Source organism: Myxococcus eversor, from assembly GCF_010894455.1.
Taxonomy (GTDB): domain Bacteria; phylum Myxococcota; class Myxococcia; order Myxococcales; family Myxococcaceae; genus Myxococcus; species Myxococcus eversor.
Genome location: NZ_JAAIXY010000017.1, coordinates 261,024 through 276,121, shown reverse-complemented (window position 1 = coordinate 276,121; position 15,098 = coordinate 261,024). Strand labels below are relative to the sequence as shown.

Below are 15,098 nucleotides of genomic sequence, written 5' to 3'. Positions count from 1 at the left end.
GCGCGGCAAAGCCCCATGGTCATCGACCTCATCATCCTGGGCACGGTGCTCTTCTTCGGGCTCATCGGCGCCTTCACCGGCGCCTCCCGACAGGTGGCCAACTGGGTGGGCCTGGCGCTGGGGTTCTTCGCCTCACGCCGGCTCGGCCCCTTCGTCGCGCCAAGGCTCGCGGAGGCGCTCGACGGCCCGCTGCTCCTCGGCCTCCTCCTGGGCACGGTGCTCCTCTTCGTCGGCGTGTGGCTCACCGTGCGCTACGCGCTGGGCGCCCTGCTCCAGCGCTTCCTCTCCACCGGCAAGCAGAACGAGAACCAGGGCATCGACCGCTTCCTGGGCTTCGTGCTCGGCGCGGGGAAGACGGCCGCCTTCGCGTGGATGGCCCTCAGCGCGATGACCTTCTTCGAGCAGCACGTCATCGTCGCCGGCAAGCGCATCGGCGTGTCGCCCAAGGACTCCCTGGCGGCACAGGCCGCGCGCCGCTTCAACCTCTTCGAGATGACCCAGTTCGCCCCCATGGACGACATGATCCAGGTGGCCAAGGCGGCGGGAGACCCGGAGCGCGCGGCCTCGCTGAGGAACGACCCCGCCTTCAAGGCCCTGCGCAAGGACCCGCGCTTCCAGCGGCTCCTCCAGGACGACAAGGTGAAGCAGGCGCTCGCCCGGGGCGACACCGCCGCGCTGTTGCGCAACGACCTGGTCCTCCAGCTCATCCAGGACCCGGACATCGCCGCCCGACTGGGCGCGGCGGCCCGGGCCTCGGAAGGTGACGGGGACGTCACACGTTGAGCTGCACGGCGTCCAGCCCCACCAGCCGCGGGCGCACGTAGTCCGCGTCCACCTTCACCTGTCGACGTCGCCGCTCGGGCGCCTCGAACATGATGTCCGCCATGACGTGCTCCAGGATGGAGCGCAGCCCACGAGCCCCCAACCCGCGCGTCGCCGAGTAGTGCACCACCTCGCGCAGCGCCGCGTCGTCGAACTCCAGCTCCAGTTCGTCCATGGCCAACAGCTCCCGGAACTCGCGGACGATGGAGTCCGGCGGCTCCGTGAGCACGCGAATCAGGTCCGCCTCGCCCAGCAAGTCCAGCTGCACCACCACGGGCAGTCGTCCGAGGAATTCCGCCAGCATCCCGAACTCCACCAGTTGCCTGGTGCTGATGCGCTTGCGGGGGCCCTTGGAGGAGCCATCCGCGCCGAAGCCCAGGGGACGGCTGGAGGCGTCGTCACCCGCTTCGTGCAAATCGCTGAAGGTGCCCGCGCAGATGAAGAGGATGTCGCGGGTGTCCACCTGGACGAAGTCGCTCTTGTTCCAGGCCTGGGTGACGTTGAGTGGGACGTACACCTCGCGGCCCTCCAGGAGCTTCAGCAGGGACTGCTGCACGCCCTCGCCGCCGATGTCCCGGCTGCCCGCGCCGTTGCGGGCGCCCTGGGAGCGGCGGGCAATCTTGTCCACCTCGTCCACGAAGATGATGCCCCGCTGCGTGTCCTCGACGGAGTGGTTCGCCTTGAGGAGCAGGTCGGAGATCATCACCTCCACGTCTTTGCCGTAGTAGCCCGCCTCCGTGTACTCGGTGGCGTCCACGGTGGTGAAGGGCACCTGGAGGATGTCCGCCAGGTTGCGGGCGATGTGCGTCTTGCCGCTGCCAGTGGGGCCAATGAGCAGGATGTTGGATTTCTTGATGAGGGACTGCCTCCGCAGCTTCCGGGCCTGTACACGCTTGAGGTGGTTGTGGGCGGCGATGGCCACCGCCCGCTTGGCGGCGTCCTGGCCGATGACGTAGCGGTCCAGTCGCTCGAAGATTTCCCGAGGGGTCAGCGGCGCTTCTTCCCTGCGTGCGGACGACTCCATGTACCCTTCCCTTCTATCCACGCGTCCTCCCGACACTCCGTCCAAAGGGTAGGAATCAGATGGAAGGTCCGCCCGCCAGGACAGGGGCCCGGGGAGGTCGCCTGCTCGCCAGCTCGCTGTCCCTTCAGCCGGCTGTTGTATGCGGGGGTGCTTTCCTATAGTTCCCGCGCCCCTCCAGTGTTGACTGGAGTCCACCCTCCGTTTCCCTGGGAGCCTCGAACCGCCGATGCCCGCAAACGCCCCTCCGCACCGCTGGACCCTCGCTGACGCGCACGAGCTCTATGGAATCCGGAACTGGGGCTCGCCCTACTTCGGCATCAACGACAAGGGCCACGTCTGCGTCCATCCGGACGGCCCCCAGGCCCCCAGCATGGACTTGAAGGACCTGGTGGACGAAGTCCGTCGCCGGGGCATTGGACTGCCGCTGCTCCTGCGCTTCACGGACGTGCTGCGCCACCGCGTCGTCCACCTCAACGAGGCCTTCCGCAAGGCCATGGCCGACCAGGGCTTCAAGGGCGGCTACCGGGGCGTCTACCCCATCAAGGTGAACCAGCACCGCTACGTGGTGGAGACCATCATCGAGGCGGGCAAGGGCTACAACTACGGCCTGGAGGCCGGCAGCAAGCCCGAGCTGATGGCGGTGATGGCGCTCCTGGAGAACGAGGAAGCGCTGGTCATCTGCAACGGCTACAAGGACGAGGAGTACATCGAGACGGCCCTCTTCTATTCGCGCCTGGGCCGCAACGTCATCCTCGTCGTCGAGAAGCCCAGCGAGCTGCCCCTCATCGCGGAAGTCTCGCGCCGCACGGGCATCACCCCGCGGCTGGGCATGCGCGTGAAGCTGTCCACCCGTGGCGCCGGCAAGTGGGAGGCCAGCGGCGGAGACCGCTCCAAGTTCGGCCTGTCCTCGTCGGAGTTGATGAACTGCATCAGCTTCATGAAGGACACGGGCCTGTTGCCCGCCTTCGAGCTCCTGCACTTCCACCTGGGCAGCCAGATCTCCAACATCCGCAACGTGAAGAACGCGCTGCGCGAGGTGGGCTGCTTCTACGTGGAGGTGGCGCGGCAGGGCGCGCCGCTGAAGTACCTGGACGTGGGCGGCGGCCTGGGCGTGGACTACGACGGCTCCCAGACGAACTTCGCCTCCTCCATGAACTACACGACGGAGGAGTACGCCAACGACGTCGTCTTCGGCGTGATGGAGGCGTGTGACCGCGCTGGCGTGCCGCACCCGACGCTCGTCTCCGAGTCGGGCCGCGCCGTCGTCGCGCACCACGCGGTGCTGGTGGTGGACGTGCTGGGCACCAGCGAGTTCGACCCGGCGCACGTGCCGGACAAGGTGGACGACAAGGCGCCCTCCGTGGTGCGCAACCTCCTGGCCACCTTCCGCGAGGTGACGAACAAGAACCTGCTGGAGGCGTGGCACGACGCGCAGGACGCCAAGGAGGAGAGCCTCACCCTCTTCTCGCTGGGCCACCTGTCGCTGGAGCAGCGCGTGGCGGCCGAGAACATCTACTGGGCCACCTGCCACAAGATCATGCGCATCGCGAAGGAGGCCGGCGAGATTCCCGAGGAGCTGGACTCGCTCGAGAAGGCGCTCAGCGACACGTACTTCTGCAACTTCTCCGTGTTCCAGTCGCTGCCGGACTCGTGGGCGATTGATCAGCTCTTCCCGATGATGCCCATCCACCGGCTGTCGGAGAAGCCGACGCGCCGGGCGACGCTGGCGGACATCACCTGCGACTCGGACGGCAAGATCGAGCACTTCATCGACAAGCGCGAGGTGAAGGACGCGCTGGAGCTGCACGCGCTCAACGATGATGACTACTACCTGGGCATCTTCCTGGTCGGCGCGTACCAGGAGATTCTCGGCGACCTGCACAACCTCTTCGGAGACACGCACACGGTGCAGGTGTCGCTGGCGCCCAACGGCGGCTACCTCATCGACCACGTGGTGGCCGGTGACACCGTGACGGAAGTGCTGAACTACGTCAGCTACAGCAGGGACGACCTGGTGGCGCGGCTGCGCAAGTTCACCGAGATGGCGCTGCGCCAGGGCCGCATCTCCCTGGACGAGTCGCGCACCCTGCTGCGCATGTACGAGGACGGCCTGTCCGGCTACACGTACCTGGAGCGCGGCGTGGACGCGAGCTTCGCCGGCAGCGCCAGCCAGCTCCGCCTGGTGCCGGTGCCGGACGCCACCCGTCCTCCGGTGTCTCCGTCGGGCACGTAGTCACTTCGCCTTCGCCGCTTCAATCCCCGCCCTCCGCCGCGCCCCTCGAGGGAAAGCGTCGGGGGGCGGGGTGTTTTCAGTAGCTGGCGATGAGGGGCTCTCCGGCGCCGAAGGGCGTGGGCTCGTCCGCGAAGGCGACGTCCGCCGCGCGGGCCCGCAGCCGCTGGAGCCCCACCTGTTGAAGCTCACCCCGGGCGAGGAGCGACTCGAAGTCGAAGCTCGCCAGTCGCAAGTCATGGAGCTGGAGTCGGGCCAGCGTGCTCCACAGGGACAGGCGGGCCTCGGTGGCCGTGCACAAGGCCTCCAGTTCGACGAGGCGACTCAGGGGCGAGTAGCGCACCCAGTGGCCGTTGAGCTTCAGGCGGCCCGCCTTCTCCATCACCCACGCGACGCGGGACTTGAGCGGGTCCTTGCGCACGGCCAGGGCCCGCATCACCGCTTCCAGGGTCCGCTGGTCCTGCCGCAGCTCCGGGATGAGCGCGGCCAGGAAGTGGCCCACGGGGTTGCCGTGGTTCTCGGATTCGGTCCGCCGCGCCAGCTCCAGGCCCGCCACCGAGCCCGCGTGGTGATCGCTGAGATAGATGCCCAGCCGCTTCGCATCCATGTCGTCCCTCCCCGCCCCGCGGCTCCATTGCCCGCCAGGGAAGGGTTCTCACGCGGAAGCCCCCGGGCAGCCTTCGCCCGGAAGCTCCAACGGACGGTGGACAGACGGACAGGCGCCCGGCTCAGTCCGGGTAGCTGAACGTCATGGGCAGCTTCACCTCGGGGTGGAGGCTGCGGGCCACCGGACACTCGCGGCCCACCTGCTCCAGCCGGGCGCGGTGCTCGGCGGAGAGGCCCGCGGGCATCTGGAGGTCCAGCACCAGCTCGCCGATGCGGCGCGGCGGCGGCGTCATGCGCTTCTCCACGCGGGCGCGAATCTCGCCCAGGGAGATGCCCTCGCGAGAGGCGAACAGGTGCATCGTCGTCACCGCGCAGGACATCAGCGCCGCGCCCACCAGGTCCGTGGGCGAGAAGCTGCCGCCGGTGCCGCCGTTGTCCCGGGGCGCCTCCGTCTGGAGGCCCGCGTTGGAGGGCCCGTGGGTGAGCTGCGTCTTGAACTGGGCGTGGCTGACCAGGGTCATCACCACGCCGGTGGCAGGGGGCTGTTGCGTGCTCATGGGTTGGCGCTCCTTGGAGCCTGGGGGTGCTCTAGCGGACGTAGGCGTCGTGCTTCTTCGCGTCCTTCTTCGTGGAAGGCTCCGCCTCCTCCACGCTCCAGTCCAGCGTCTTCATCAGCGCCTTGCTGCGCTTCTTCACGTCGGCGTCGAGGAAGGTGATCGCCTCCGGCAACCGGTCCATCAGCCGCATGGGCTTGCGCTTGTTCTTCGGCTCGTTGAGCAGCGCGTGCGTCAGCCAGGGGAACACGGCCGTCACGTCGCAGTGCACGTAGACGGAGCCCGTCTCCACTGCTTCCACGGAGACCTTGCCCCAGGTGTGGCCCTCGCCCGCGGGGCAGCTGGACAGCGCGCCGTTGTCCACCGGGTCCACGCAGAACTGCACGTCGATGTCGAAGCCCGACGTGGGGACGTTGAGAATCTGGTCCAGCAGCGGCTCCCCCTGCAGCGTGTAGTTCTTCGGCACGCCGCCGCCGAGAATCCAGATGGCCAGCCGCTTGCTGCCGTTGTGCCGGCAGAAGTGCTGCATCGCCGCCATGGAGTAGACGTCGTCGTTGATGTCGAGCTCGAACTTGAACTCGGGCCCGAGCAGGCGCTTGAGCTTGACGATGTTCAGGAAGATGGAGCCGTCCTGCACCGCGCCCACCCAGATGGGGACCGCGTGCTTGTAGCAGGTGGACAACAGCGACGGCTGCTTCACACCCAGCTGCTTTTCGATGCCGTGGATGGCCTTGCCGAGCAGGAAGTGGAACTCCGGCGTGGTCATCTTCTTCTGGAACTCGGGCTGCCGGATGATGGCGGAGAAGAGGCGGTCGGTGTCGAGCAGCGCCTCCTCCCAGAACCCCAAGTCGTAGATGCGGATGATGCGCGCCAGCCGGTACTGGAGGTCGCCCGCGTTGGGGTTCACCTCGCGGATGGCGTGGCCGATGATGCGGTGGGCGTCGTGGTAGAGGTTCGCCCCCGTGGTGGTGATGGCGGAGATGATGCCCTTCTCGATGAGGGGAATCAGACAGCTCTGGTGCAGGCCCGCCGGCGTCATCGCGCCCGACAGAGTGAGGAAGATGGACGCGTCGTCCTCCATCGACTTGGACATCAGCTCGAACGCCGTGCGCTCCTGGCGGCCCACGTAGGCGCTGAAGGCATGGGCGAGCAGCTCCGCCGGCTTCTCCTTGCCGGTGATGGGACGCGGGTCCGCCTTGCGGGCGCCGGAGTACGCGGAGCGGAGGGACTTCTTCGGGTTCGAGGAGGTCTTGGCCATGGCGCGGCGATCTAACACCGCCCGCCCGCCAAGGGGAGCACCGCCTGAGCCTCCGCCCCTACTTGCGACGGCTCCCGCGCTTCTTCGGGGCGGCGTCGGCCGGAGGCGCGCTCAACACCCGCTCCCGGACCTCGTCGGGCGTCAGGTCCTCGGTGTCCGCCACCACACAGGAGACGAAGGCCAGCTCCGCGAGCACTCGGCGGGCGCGCTCGCGCTCCGCGGGGTCCTTGGAGCCCAGCGCCTCCGAGGCCGCCGCCACGTAGCTGCTGGCGAGCGACTCGAAGAGGTACACCCGGTTCTCGATGCTCGTATCGGCTTTCTTGGCCATGGGGCGGGCAGTCTAGGCCCGCGCCGTCACGGGCGGCGAGCCGGACTCCGGGGCGCCCTTGAGTTCAGTCATCGCCAGACGGTCCAGCGTGGTGGAGCGGTACACGTCCAGCATCCGCTGCTGGCCCAGCTTCCAGACGCCGTACATGGTGCAGCTCCCGGTGGCCTTGCAGCCATCGTGCTGCGTGTCCTGGCAGACATTGACGTGGACGGGCCCCTCGACCGCCTCGATGACGTCCAGGAACGTCACCTCGCGCGCGGGCCGGGACAGGGCATAGCCCCCGTGTGCGCCCCGGGTGGAGCGGACGAGCTTCCGGGAGACGAGGACCTTGAGGATCTTCGCGAGGAAGTCCTCGGGCACGTCCATCCGGCGCGCGATTTCCCGGAAGGGAACCATGCGCTCCAGGGGTTGTGAGGCCAGGAAGGTCATGGCCCGCAGCCCGTACTCAATCTTTCGTGAGATTTGGAGTGGGTGCGGCGGCATCGCCCTTGACGTCGTCCGTGGTTTGAAGAAGAGCCTAGGTCGCGACAGTGCGGCTTTCAACCGCTCGCCCCGGAGCCCGAGATGATCGACCTGCACTCCCACACCACCGCCAGCGACGGCCAGTACTCGCCCACGGAGCTGCTGGCGCGCGCGGCGGCGGCGGGTGTGACGGTGCTGTCGGTGACGGACCACGACACGGTCGCGGGGCTCGCCGAGGCCCGCGAGGCCGCGCGCGCGCATGGCGTGGAGCTGGTGCCGGGCATCGAGGTCTCCGCCTTCGTCCTGGGGCGCGAGGTGCACATCCTGGGGCACTTCGTGAGGCCGGATGACGAGGACCTCGCGCGCTTCGCCCAGCGCCTGCGCGGCGAGCGCGAGCAGCGCATGGAGGCCATGGTGGCGAGGATGCAGCACCTGGGCTTCCCTGTGCGCATGGAGCACGTGTTGGCCGTCGCGGGGGATGCGCAGTTGGGCAGACCTCACCTGGCGCGAGTGTTGGTGAACCAGGGCTGGGCGGTGGACATGAAGGCCGCGTTCGACCGCTTCCTGGGGACGCGGGGCATGGCCTGGGTGGAGCGCTTCAAGCTGGACGGCGCGGACGCCATCCGCCTCATCCGCAACGCGGGCGGCACGGCGACGCTGGCGCACCCGGGCTCGTCCAAGGCGGAGCGGATGGAGATTCGCGAGCTGACCAAGGCGGGGCTCTCCGGCCTGGAGGTGATGCACGCGGACCACAACCCGGGGCTGCGGCAGAAGTACCTGGCGCTGGCGAAGGAGCACGACCTGGTGCCCACCGCCGGCAGCGACTTCCATGGCGAGGCCGTGTCCGCCGAGCACCGCCTGGGCACGGCCGCGATGGCGCCGGAGCTGTTCGCGAAGCTGAAGTCCCGCGCCACGGCGTGAGTCCTCCGACGGGGCGACACTTCAGCCCCAGGAGACCACGGGCTCGGGCGCCTCCGCGTCTTCGTCCCGCGACTCCAGCCTCCGGGTGGGCCCGAAGACACGGGCCACGAAGTCGTTGACGAACTTCCCATCCGGGTCCTGGGCGCGCTGCACGGTGCGCAGCGCATGCCAGCGAACGCCATACATCCGCTCCATGTCCTCCTCCGTGGCCCGCGTCGCCTTGCCCAGGTGCACCTGGCCGCCGTACTTGAGGAAGATCTGCTCCGCCTCCTGGAACACGGCGCTGGAGTCGACGGACAGGCTGGGCGCCAGCTCGATGAAACACGTGCGCCGTCCCACGCCCGGCCCCACCGTCGCCATGGACGTCGCGGGGGTGAAGCGCACCTCGACGATGCAGACGAAGCGCCTGCGCTCCAGCAGCTCCAACACCTCCTGGAGACACTGCCGGTGCCGCGCGAAGGGAACGCCGTATTCAATCTCGTCGTGGTGGTAGAAGAGCTGTCGCGCGAAGGCGGCACACATCGGCAGCACCGTCTTGCGCCCCTGCTGCGTCAGCTTCATGAAGAACAGGCCGAGCTTCGCGAAGGGCTCCGTCAGCATCAGCACCCGTGACAGGCCGAGCAGGTAGCCCGACAGCAGCATGTCCATCAGCTCCAGCCCCATCTTCTTCACGTGACAGAGCACGGAGGGCGGATGCGTCGTGCGGTTCCACACGTTCATCCGGATGTGCTCCGCGTCCACGCCGCCCACGTAATAGAAGCTGACGTGGTCATTCGCGTCGAGGACCTCCTCCAGGTGGTCCTCGGCCCACCGACGCGGGACGACCTCCAGGCGCTTCTCCAGGTTGAACGCGGAGACACACTGCAGCTCCAACTCGGTGACGACGCCGCAGGTGCCAATCGAGCCGGCCACCGCATGGAACCCGGGCGTGCCGCGCACCAACGTCCTCGCCTCGCCCGCCGCGTCCATCACCCGCAGCGACAGCACCTGTTCGGAGAGGAAGCCATGCGACTTGCCGGTGCCGTGCAGGTCCGTGCCAATCAACGCCCCCAGGCTCTGCGCGTTCGTGGACCCGAGCACCGGTAACGAGAGTCCGTGCGCCAGGAGTTGTCGGGTGAAGTCGCGCAGCCGGATACCAGCCTGCACGCGCACCACCTTCCGCTCCACGTCGACGTCCAGGATGCGGGCCTGCGCGTCGAGCGAAATCAAGGTCCCCTGGGTCAACGGACAGCGGTTGAACGAGTGGCCTCCGCCCACGACGCGGACCTTCTCCGACTCCCGGACGATGCGGCCCAGCGCCTCTTCCGTCTCCGGCCGCTCGAAGCGCGCGGGCTGACATTCGAAGGTCCGGCTCCAGTTGCGCCACGTTCCGCACCAGCGGGTGAAGCGACCTTCATGCAGCGTCGTCGTTCCCCCCGACGCGACGTAGACAGCGGTATTGAGCGTGTTGAGGCGCCACGTGCGAGCGATGCGCCGGATGCGGTCCAGAGTCATGGTCCCCCCTCTTGTCTCGAAGGAGGGAGGCGCGATGGCCGGGGGTGTGAGCCGTCGGCGCGGAGCAACGCTCGCCTGGACGCTCGGGTTCGGGAATGGAGACCTCGCGCACCGCCCCCCAGGGCAGCTCGCCTCTTGCGCCACCCCACCCCACCTTGCCAATCGGCCGGACGGAGTTCACCGACGGCGGGGCAACGGGGGCGGGCGCATGGCGTTGATCGGAAAATCCAAGAAGAGCAATGGCAATGGCAATGGCAATGGCCACGGCAAGCAGCCGGGAAAGAAGCCGAACATCCTGGTCATCTGGGGTGACGACATCGGCCTGTGGAACGTCAGCGCCTACAACCAGGGGATGATGGGCTACCGGACGCCCAACATCGACCGCATCGCCCGCGAGGGCGCGCTGATGACGGACTGCTACGGCCAGCAGAGCTGCACCGCGGGCCGCGCCGCCTTCATCACCGGCATGAACCCGCTGCGCACGGGGCTCACCACCATCGGCATGCCGGGCGCACCCTATGGCCTGCAGGACTCCGACCCCACCATCGCGGAGTTGCTCAAGCCCCAGGGCTACGTGTGCGGCCAGTTCGGAAAGAACCACCTGGGCGACTCGAACCGCTACCTGCCCACGGTGCACGGCTTCGACGAGTTCCACGGCAACCTCTACCACCTCAACGCGGAGAACGAGCCGGAGTGCCCCGACTACCCGAAGGACCCGGCGTTCAAGGAGCGCTTCGGTCCGCGCGGAGTCCTCCACTGCTGGGCCACGGACCGCGATGACCCGACGGAGGAGCCGCGCTGGGGCCGCGTGGGCCGGCAGAAGATTGTCGACACCGGGCCGCTCACCAAGAAGCGCATGGAGACGGTGGACGAGGAGTTCCTCAAGTCCTCCCTGACGTTCATGGAGCGCGCGGCCAAGGACGACAAGCCCTTCTTCATCTGGCACAACACCACGCGCACCCACGTGTGGACGTTCCTTCAGGAGAAGTACCAGAACAAGACGGGCAAGGGCCTGTACGCGGACGCGATGACGGAGCTGGATGACCACGTGGGCGTCCTGCTGAAGAAGCTGGATGACCTGGGCATCGCGGACAACACCATCGTCGTGTTCTCCACCGACAACGGCGTGGAGAAGATGGGCTGGCCCGATGGCGGCAACGCGCCGTTCCGCGGAGAGAAGGGCTCGACGTGGGAAGGCGGCGTGCGCGTGCCCTGCGTCGTGAGGTGGCCCGGCGTCATCGAGGCGGGCACCGTCATCAACGACATCTTCGCCCACGAGGACTGGATGCCGACCTTCGTCGCGGCGGCGGGCGGTCCCGAGGACATCGTGGAGAAGTGCAAGCAGGGGCACACCGTGGGGAAGAAGAAGTTCCGCGTGCACCTGGATGGGTATGACCAGCGCGGGCTGCTCGCGGGCACGGAGCCGGGACAGCGGCACGAGTTCATCTACGTGCTCGACAGCGGCAACATCGCGGCGGTGCGCTACGACGACTGGAAGGTCATCTTCAGCTACCAGGATGGCCGCGGGCCGGACATGTGGTTCAGCGGAAAGCGCTTCAACCCCGCGTGGCCCTACCTCATCAACCTGCGCTCGGACCCGTTCGAGGAGGGACTCTTCTCCGGCCTCTATACGAGCTGGTACGGCGAGCGCATGTTCCTCTTCGTCCCGGCGCAGGGCCTGGTGAAGAAGTTCGCGGAGAGCCTCATCGACTACGTGCCCAGTCAGGCCCCGGGCAGCCTGAGCATCGGCCCCCTCAAGGACAAGGTGAAGGAGAAGATGAAGGAGGCCCAGCGCGAGGGGAAGTCGGAGGTCGGCGACCAGGTGATGTCGCTCGCCAACGAGGTGGAGGAGGCCATCCGCCGCTTCCAGCAGAGCCACGCCTGAGCCGGCGCGACGGGGCCTCGTGACGTGACTACGAGGCCCTGAGCTCCTCCGCCGCCGCGAGCACCTCGTGAACCACCGTCGCCACGTCCTCGCGCGTGGTGCGGTGGTTCACGAAGCAGGCGCGCAGGCAGAAGCGTCCCTCCAGCGTCGCGTTGGAGAGGTAGACACGGCCGCGCCGGTTGATTCGCGCCAGCAGCCGCGTGTTGAAGTCGTCGAGCCCCGCGTCAGGAAGTCCACCCGTGTAGCGGAAGCACACCGCGCTCAACGTCGCGGGCGAGCGGAGCTCCAGTCCGGCTGTCTCCCGGACGAGCGTCTCCAGATGCTTCGCGTTCTCCACATCGCGGCGGATGGCCTCGCGGAACGCGGCGAGCCCGTGGAAGCGGACGGAGAGCCACACCTTCAGGGCGCGGGCGCGACGTGACAGCTCCATCGACTCGTCGAAGAAGGCGAAGCCCTCCACCGGGTCCGAGTTCAGGGCGCGCGCGTAGTCCCCCGTGAAGGAGAAGGCGCGACGCGCGGCCTGGGCATCGCGGAACAGCAGCACGCCGCAGTCCGCCGGCTGGTAGAGCCACTTGTGCGCGTCCATGGACAGCGAGTCCGCCAGGCTCAGTCCCTCGAAGCGCTCCGGGAAGGCCATGGCCGCGAGCGCGCCATAGGCGCCGTCCACGTGCATCCACAACCCGTGCTCTCGCGCGAGGCCCGCAACGGCCGTCAGCGGGTCCACCGCGCCGGTGTTCACCGTGCCCGCCGTCGCCACCACGGCCAGCGGGCGCAGGCCGGCGGCCTTGTCCTCCGTGATTGCACGGGCCAGCGCATCCGGCCGCATCCGCCACTGCGCGTCGGTGGGAATCAGCCGCAGGTGCTTGCGCCCCAGGCCCAGGAGCGCGACGGCCTTGGGAATGGACATGTGGACTTCAGCCGACGCGTAGACAACGCCGGAGGGCGCGCCATCCTCGTTGGCGGGGGCGAGTGACTCGCGCGCCATGGCCAGGGCCATGAGGTTCGCGGAGGAGCCGCCGCCCGTGAAGCTCCCGGTGAAGCCCGCGCAGCCCACCGCGCTCGCCAGGCTGCGAATCACCGAGCGCTCCAGGCTCACCACCGTGGGTGCCGAGCGCCACGCGGTGACGTTCTGGTTCACCACGCTGGCCACGTAGTCGCCCAGCACGCCCACCGGCTCGCCCGAGCCGAACACGTACGCGAGGAACCGGGCGTTGCCCGCGCGAGAGCCCTCCATGAAGGGCTTCAACGCATCCAGCGCGGCGTCTCCGAGGCCCTGCTCGGGAAGTCCCTCGGAGAACATCGCCTCCGACGCGGCGCCAGAGATTGAGGGCGCGATGGGGCGCGAGTCGAGCCCCTTCAGCCACTCCTCGGCCAGGGTGGAGACACGGTCAGCCAGACGCCGGAAATGCGCGGGGGACAGTTCGAGCGAGCCCATGCGCGCGCACAGTAATGAAGTTCGACGGGTTTGCACGCCGCTGGCAGGATGACGCGATGGCGAAGCGACCCAAGCGAGACATCGAGAAGGTCTACCCCCGCGCGCAGTTCGTCGCGAAGCTGCGACGCCTCGCGGACGCGGTGGAGAGCGGCAAGGGGTTCAGCATCCAGGTGGCGGGAGAGCGGCTGCACGTCCCCGCCCACGCGCACTTCAGCATCGAGCACGAGCGCGAAGGCGACGTGGACGAGCTGGAGCTCCAGGTCCGATGGACGCGCGAGTAGCCGCTAGCTCCGCGTCGTCCTGAAGCGGCTGGTGACGGCGGTGAGTCCCTCGGCCACCGCCTGGAGGTCCTGGGCGATGCGCGTGGTGCGGCCCGTGGCATCCACGCCCTGCTTCACCAGCTCCGCCACGTTGCGCGCGCCCTGCACGGCCTGCTCGCTGGACTGACGCTGCTGCCTCGTGGCGATGGTGATCTGCCGCGCGGCCTCGCTGGTGCCGCGCGCCAGCTCCACGATTCGCTGGAACACCGAGGACGCCTGCTCCGCCACCTCGACGCCCCGGTCACTGGTGGCCATGCCCACGCGCGCCTTGGACGCGGCCTCCTCGCCGGAGTCCTGAACCTTCTCGACGATGCGGCCGATGTCTCGCGCGGACGCCGACACGTTCTCCGCCAGCTTGCGCATCTCCGCCGCCACCAGCGAGAAGCCCCGCCCCACCTCGCCCGCCTTGGTGCCCTCCAGCGCCGCGTTCAGCGCCAGCAGGTCCGAGCGCTCCGCCACCTGGTTGATGACGTGGGCGATCTTCGACACCTGCTGCAGGTCCTGGTTGAGGCCGACAATCGCGTCCGCCACGCCCTTGGACTCGGTGCGGATGTCGTTGATGCCCGCCACCACTTGCGCCACCACCGCCATCGCCTCGGCGACCGCCTCGTGCGTGCGCCGGGCGCTCGACTCCACGACTTCGGTGGAGCTGGAGATCTGCTCCGCCGTGCGGCTCAACTCCTCGAACGTCGCGGCGATCTGCTGCGCATAGGCCGCCTGCTGGCTGATGACGTGCTCCTGGTCCGCGGACGCGCCCAAGAGGCCACGCGACGCGCCGGAGAGCTGCTCCGTGCGCGACACCAGCTCCAGCACCGTGATGCGCAGCGTGCCGAGCATCTGGTTGAAGGACTGCGCCATCAACCGCACCTCGCCCGTGGCCGGCACGTCCAGTTCCACGCGCGACACGTCTCCGCGAGCCACGTCCCGCACCACGTCCGTCACCTGCGACACGGGCTCGACGATGGTCCGCCCGATGAGCGCCGCGAGCAGCAGCCCCAGCACCAGCGCGCCCACCAGCCCCGCCACCACCGCGCCCTTCAGCTCGGTGACGGACGCCGCCGCTTCATCCAGGCCCAGGCCCACCACATACGTCCGCTCGCCGCTCGCGCACCGCACCGACACCTCGCGCAGCGCGAGGAGCGACGTCGTACAGCCTTGCTTCGTCACCGCCGTCTTGCCGCGCGCATGCTCGGGCAGCCGCGTCACGGACTCGTACACGGGGCGACCGTCCGGCGCGAGCAACCCCTGGTAGCTCACCGTGAAGCCGCCTCCACCGTCGACGTCATGCGCCTCCAGTTGGGCGAGCACGGTGTCCAGGCGCTCCTTGGAGGCCTCCGAGCCGTCCCAATCCCGCGTCGCGGGGTGGTTGGCCACCAGCGTGCCGAGGACCCGGGCGCGCTTCTGCAGCAGCTCCAGGGAGACCTCGCGCTGCCGGGCGGAGAAGTTCCAGATGCACAGGCCGATGACCGTGAGACAGGGCACGAGCACCGCGATGGCCACCTGCATCCGCAAGCCGAGCCGCCCCCACATGCCGTCATCTCCCCTCGTGATGCGCTGATCGCCGGCCGTCGGCGCCGCCCGACGCTAGGCGTGCGTCCCTGGGAGCGTCAAACGAGCCCGCCGCTCGCGGGACGTGCGGGGAGCCGTCCGAGGCGCCTGGTCGCCGCCTGCGTGGACAAGCCCTGCTTTTCATCGTCATCTCAAGGGGTTGCGACGCCGAGCAGGGGGACTTTCCCTTTGACATGGCGAGGCCGGTGTC

At 68.7% G+C, this 15,098-nt stretch carries 14 protein-coding genes; 5 read left to right on the top strand and 9 right to left on the bottom strand.

All coding sequences use genetic code 11. The features are described from left to right. The first annotated feature begins 15 nt into the window (after positions 1 to 15). Entirely contained in the window at positions 16 to 783 is a 768-nt protein-coding gene (locus tag G4D83_RS31150; protein ID WP_163868488.1) for a CvpA family protein, read from the top strand. Here G4D83_RS31150 and clpX read toward each other — a convergent pair. Then, positions 773 to 1,846 carry an ATP-dependent Clp protease ATP-binding subunit ClpX gene (clpX, locus tag G4D83_RS31145; RefSeq protein ID WP_163868487.1) on the bottom strand — a complete coding sequence of 358 codons (1,074 nt, stop codon included), beginning with the start codon at positions 1,844 to 1,846 and terminating at the stop codon, positions 773 to 775. The two genes, G4D83_RS31150 and clpX, sit on opposite strands and share 11 nt — an antisense overlap. 226 nt (positions 1,847 to 2,072) lie before the next feature. Between clpX and speA the strand changes: the two genes are divergently transcribed. Continuing rightward, positions 2,073 to 4,079 (top strand): biosynthetic arginine decarboxylase, encoded by a 2,007-nt coding sequence (gene speA, locus G4D83_RS31140; protein WP_163868486.1) that lies wholly within the window; start codon positions 2,073 to 2,075, stop codon positions 4,077 to 4,079. Positions 4,080 to 4,155: 76 nt separating this feature from the next. Here speA and G4D83_RS31135 read toward each other — a convergent pair whose 3' ends face one another. The 5 genes from G4D83_RS31135 to G4D83_RS31115 all read right to left on the bottom strand — a co-directional run bounded on the left by G4D83_RS31135 (position 4,156) and on the right by G4D83_RS31115 (position 7,305). Further along, on the bottom strand, positions 4,156 to 4,683 hold the full coding sequence (locus tag G4D83_RS31135; RefSeq protein WP_163868485.1) for a hypothetical protein: 528 nt from the start codon (positions 4,681 to 4,683) through the stop codon (positions 4,156 to 4,158). 121 nt (positions 4,684 to 4,804) lie between these two features. After that, positions 4,805 to 5,239: an OsmC family protein gene (locus G4D83_RS31130; RefSeq protein ID WP_163868484.1), complete on the bottom strand. Its 435-nt coding sequence runs from the start codon at positions 5,237 to 5,239 to the stop codon at positions 4,805 to 4,807. A 31-nt stretch (positions 5,240 to 5,270) separates the two neighbouring features. After that, a complete protein-coding gene (locus tag G4D83_RS31125; RefSeq protein WP_163868483.1) occupies positions 5,271 to 6,494 on the bottom strand; it encodes a deoxyhypusine synthase family protein in 1,224 nt (407 codons plus the stop codon). Positions 6,495 to 6,552: 58 nt separating this feature from the next. Further along, positions 6,553 to 6,822, bottom strand: coding sequence for a hypothetical protein (locus G4D83_RS31120; protein WP_163868482.1), 270 nt, complete (start codon positions 6,820 to 6,822; stop codon positions 6,553 to 6,555). A gap of 12 nt (positions 6,823 to 6,834) precedes the next feature. Continuing rightward, positions 6,835 to 7,305: an RrF2 family transcriptional regulator gene (locus tag G4D83_RS31115; RefSeq protein ID WP_163868481.1), complete on the bottom strand. Its 471-nt coding sequence runs from the start codon at positions 7,303 to 7,305 to the stop codon at positions 6,835 to 6,837. Positions 7,306 to 7,386: 81 nt separating this feature from the next. Between G4D83_RS31115 and G4D83_RS31110 the strand changes: the two genes are divergently transcribed. Further along, the gene (locus G4D83_RS31110; RefSeq protein ID WP_163868480.1) at positions 7,387 to 8,205 is read left to right on the top strand and encodes a PHP domain-containing protein; all 819 of its coding nucleotides are present in this window, start codon (positions 7,387 to 7,389) and stop codon (positions 8,203 to 8,205) included. A 21-nt stretch (positions 8,206 to 8,226) separates the two neighbouring features. Here G4D83_RS31110 and G4D83_RS31105 read toward each other — a convergent pair whose 3' ends face one another. Continuing rightward, positions 8,227 to 9,699, bottom strand: coding sequence for a D-arabinono-1,4-lactone oxidase (locus G4D83_RS31105; RefSeq protein ID WP_163868479.1), 1,473 nt, complete (start codon positions 9,697 to 9,699; stop codon positions 8,227 to 8,229). A gap of 208 nt (positions 9,700 to 9,907) precedes the next feature. Between G4D83_RS31105 and G4D83_RS31100 the strand changes: the two genes are divergently transcribed. Then, positions 9,908 to 11,584, top strand: a complete 1,677-nt coding sequence (locus tag G4D83_RS31100; RefSeq protein ID WP_163868478.1) for an arylsulfatase — start codon at positions 9,908 to 9,910, stop codon at positions 11,582 to 11,584. Positions 11,585 to 11,612: 28 nt separating this feature from the next. On the opposite strand, the gene G4D83_RS31095 is transcribed toward G4D83_RS31100, so the two are convergent. Beyond that, positions 11,613 to 13,019 carry a pyridoxal phosphate-dependent decarboxylase family protein gene (locus G4D83_RS31095; protein WP_163868477.1) on the bottom strand — a complete coding sequence of 469 codons (1,407 nt, stop codon included), beginning with the start codon at positions 13,017 to 13,019 and terminating at the stop codon, positions 11,613 to 11,615. Between the two features lie 56 nt (positions 13,020 to 13,075). Here G4D83_RS31095 and G4D83_RS31090 point away from each other — a divergent pair, with 56 nt between their 5' ends. Further along, positions 13,076 to 13,300 carry an amphi-Trp domain-containing protein gene (locus G4D83_RS31090; protein ID WP_163868476.1) on the top strand — a complete coding sequence of 75 codons (225 nt, stop codon included), beginning with the start codon at positions 13,076 to 13,078 and terminating at the stop codon, positions 13,298 to 13,300. A gap of 3 nt (positions 13,301 to 13,303) precedes the next feature. Here the strand turns inward: G4D83_RS31090 and G4D83_RS31085 are convergent, their stop codons facing one another. After that, on the bottom strand, positions 13,304 to 14,869 hold the full coding sequence (locus tag G4D83_RS31085) for a methyl-accepting chemotaxis protein (protein WP_163868475.1): 1,566 nt from the start codon (positions 14,867 to 14,869) through the stop codon (positions 13,304 to 13,306). Between the last annotated feature and the right edge of the window lie 229 nt (positions 14,870 to 15,098).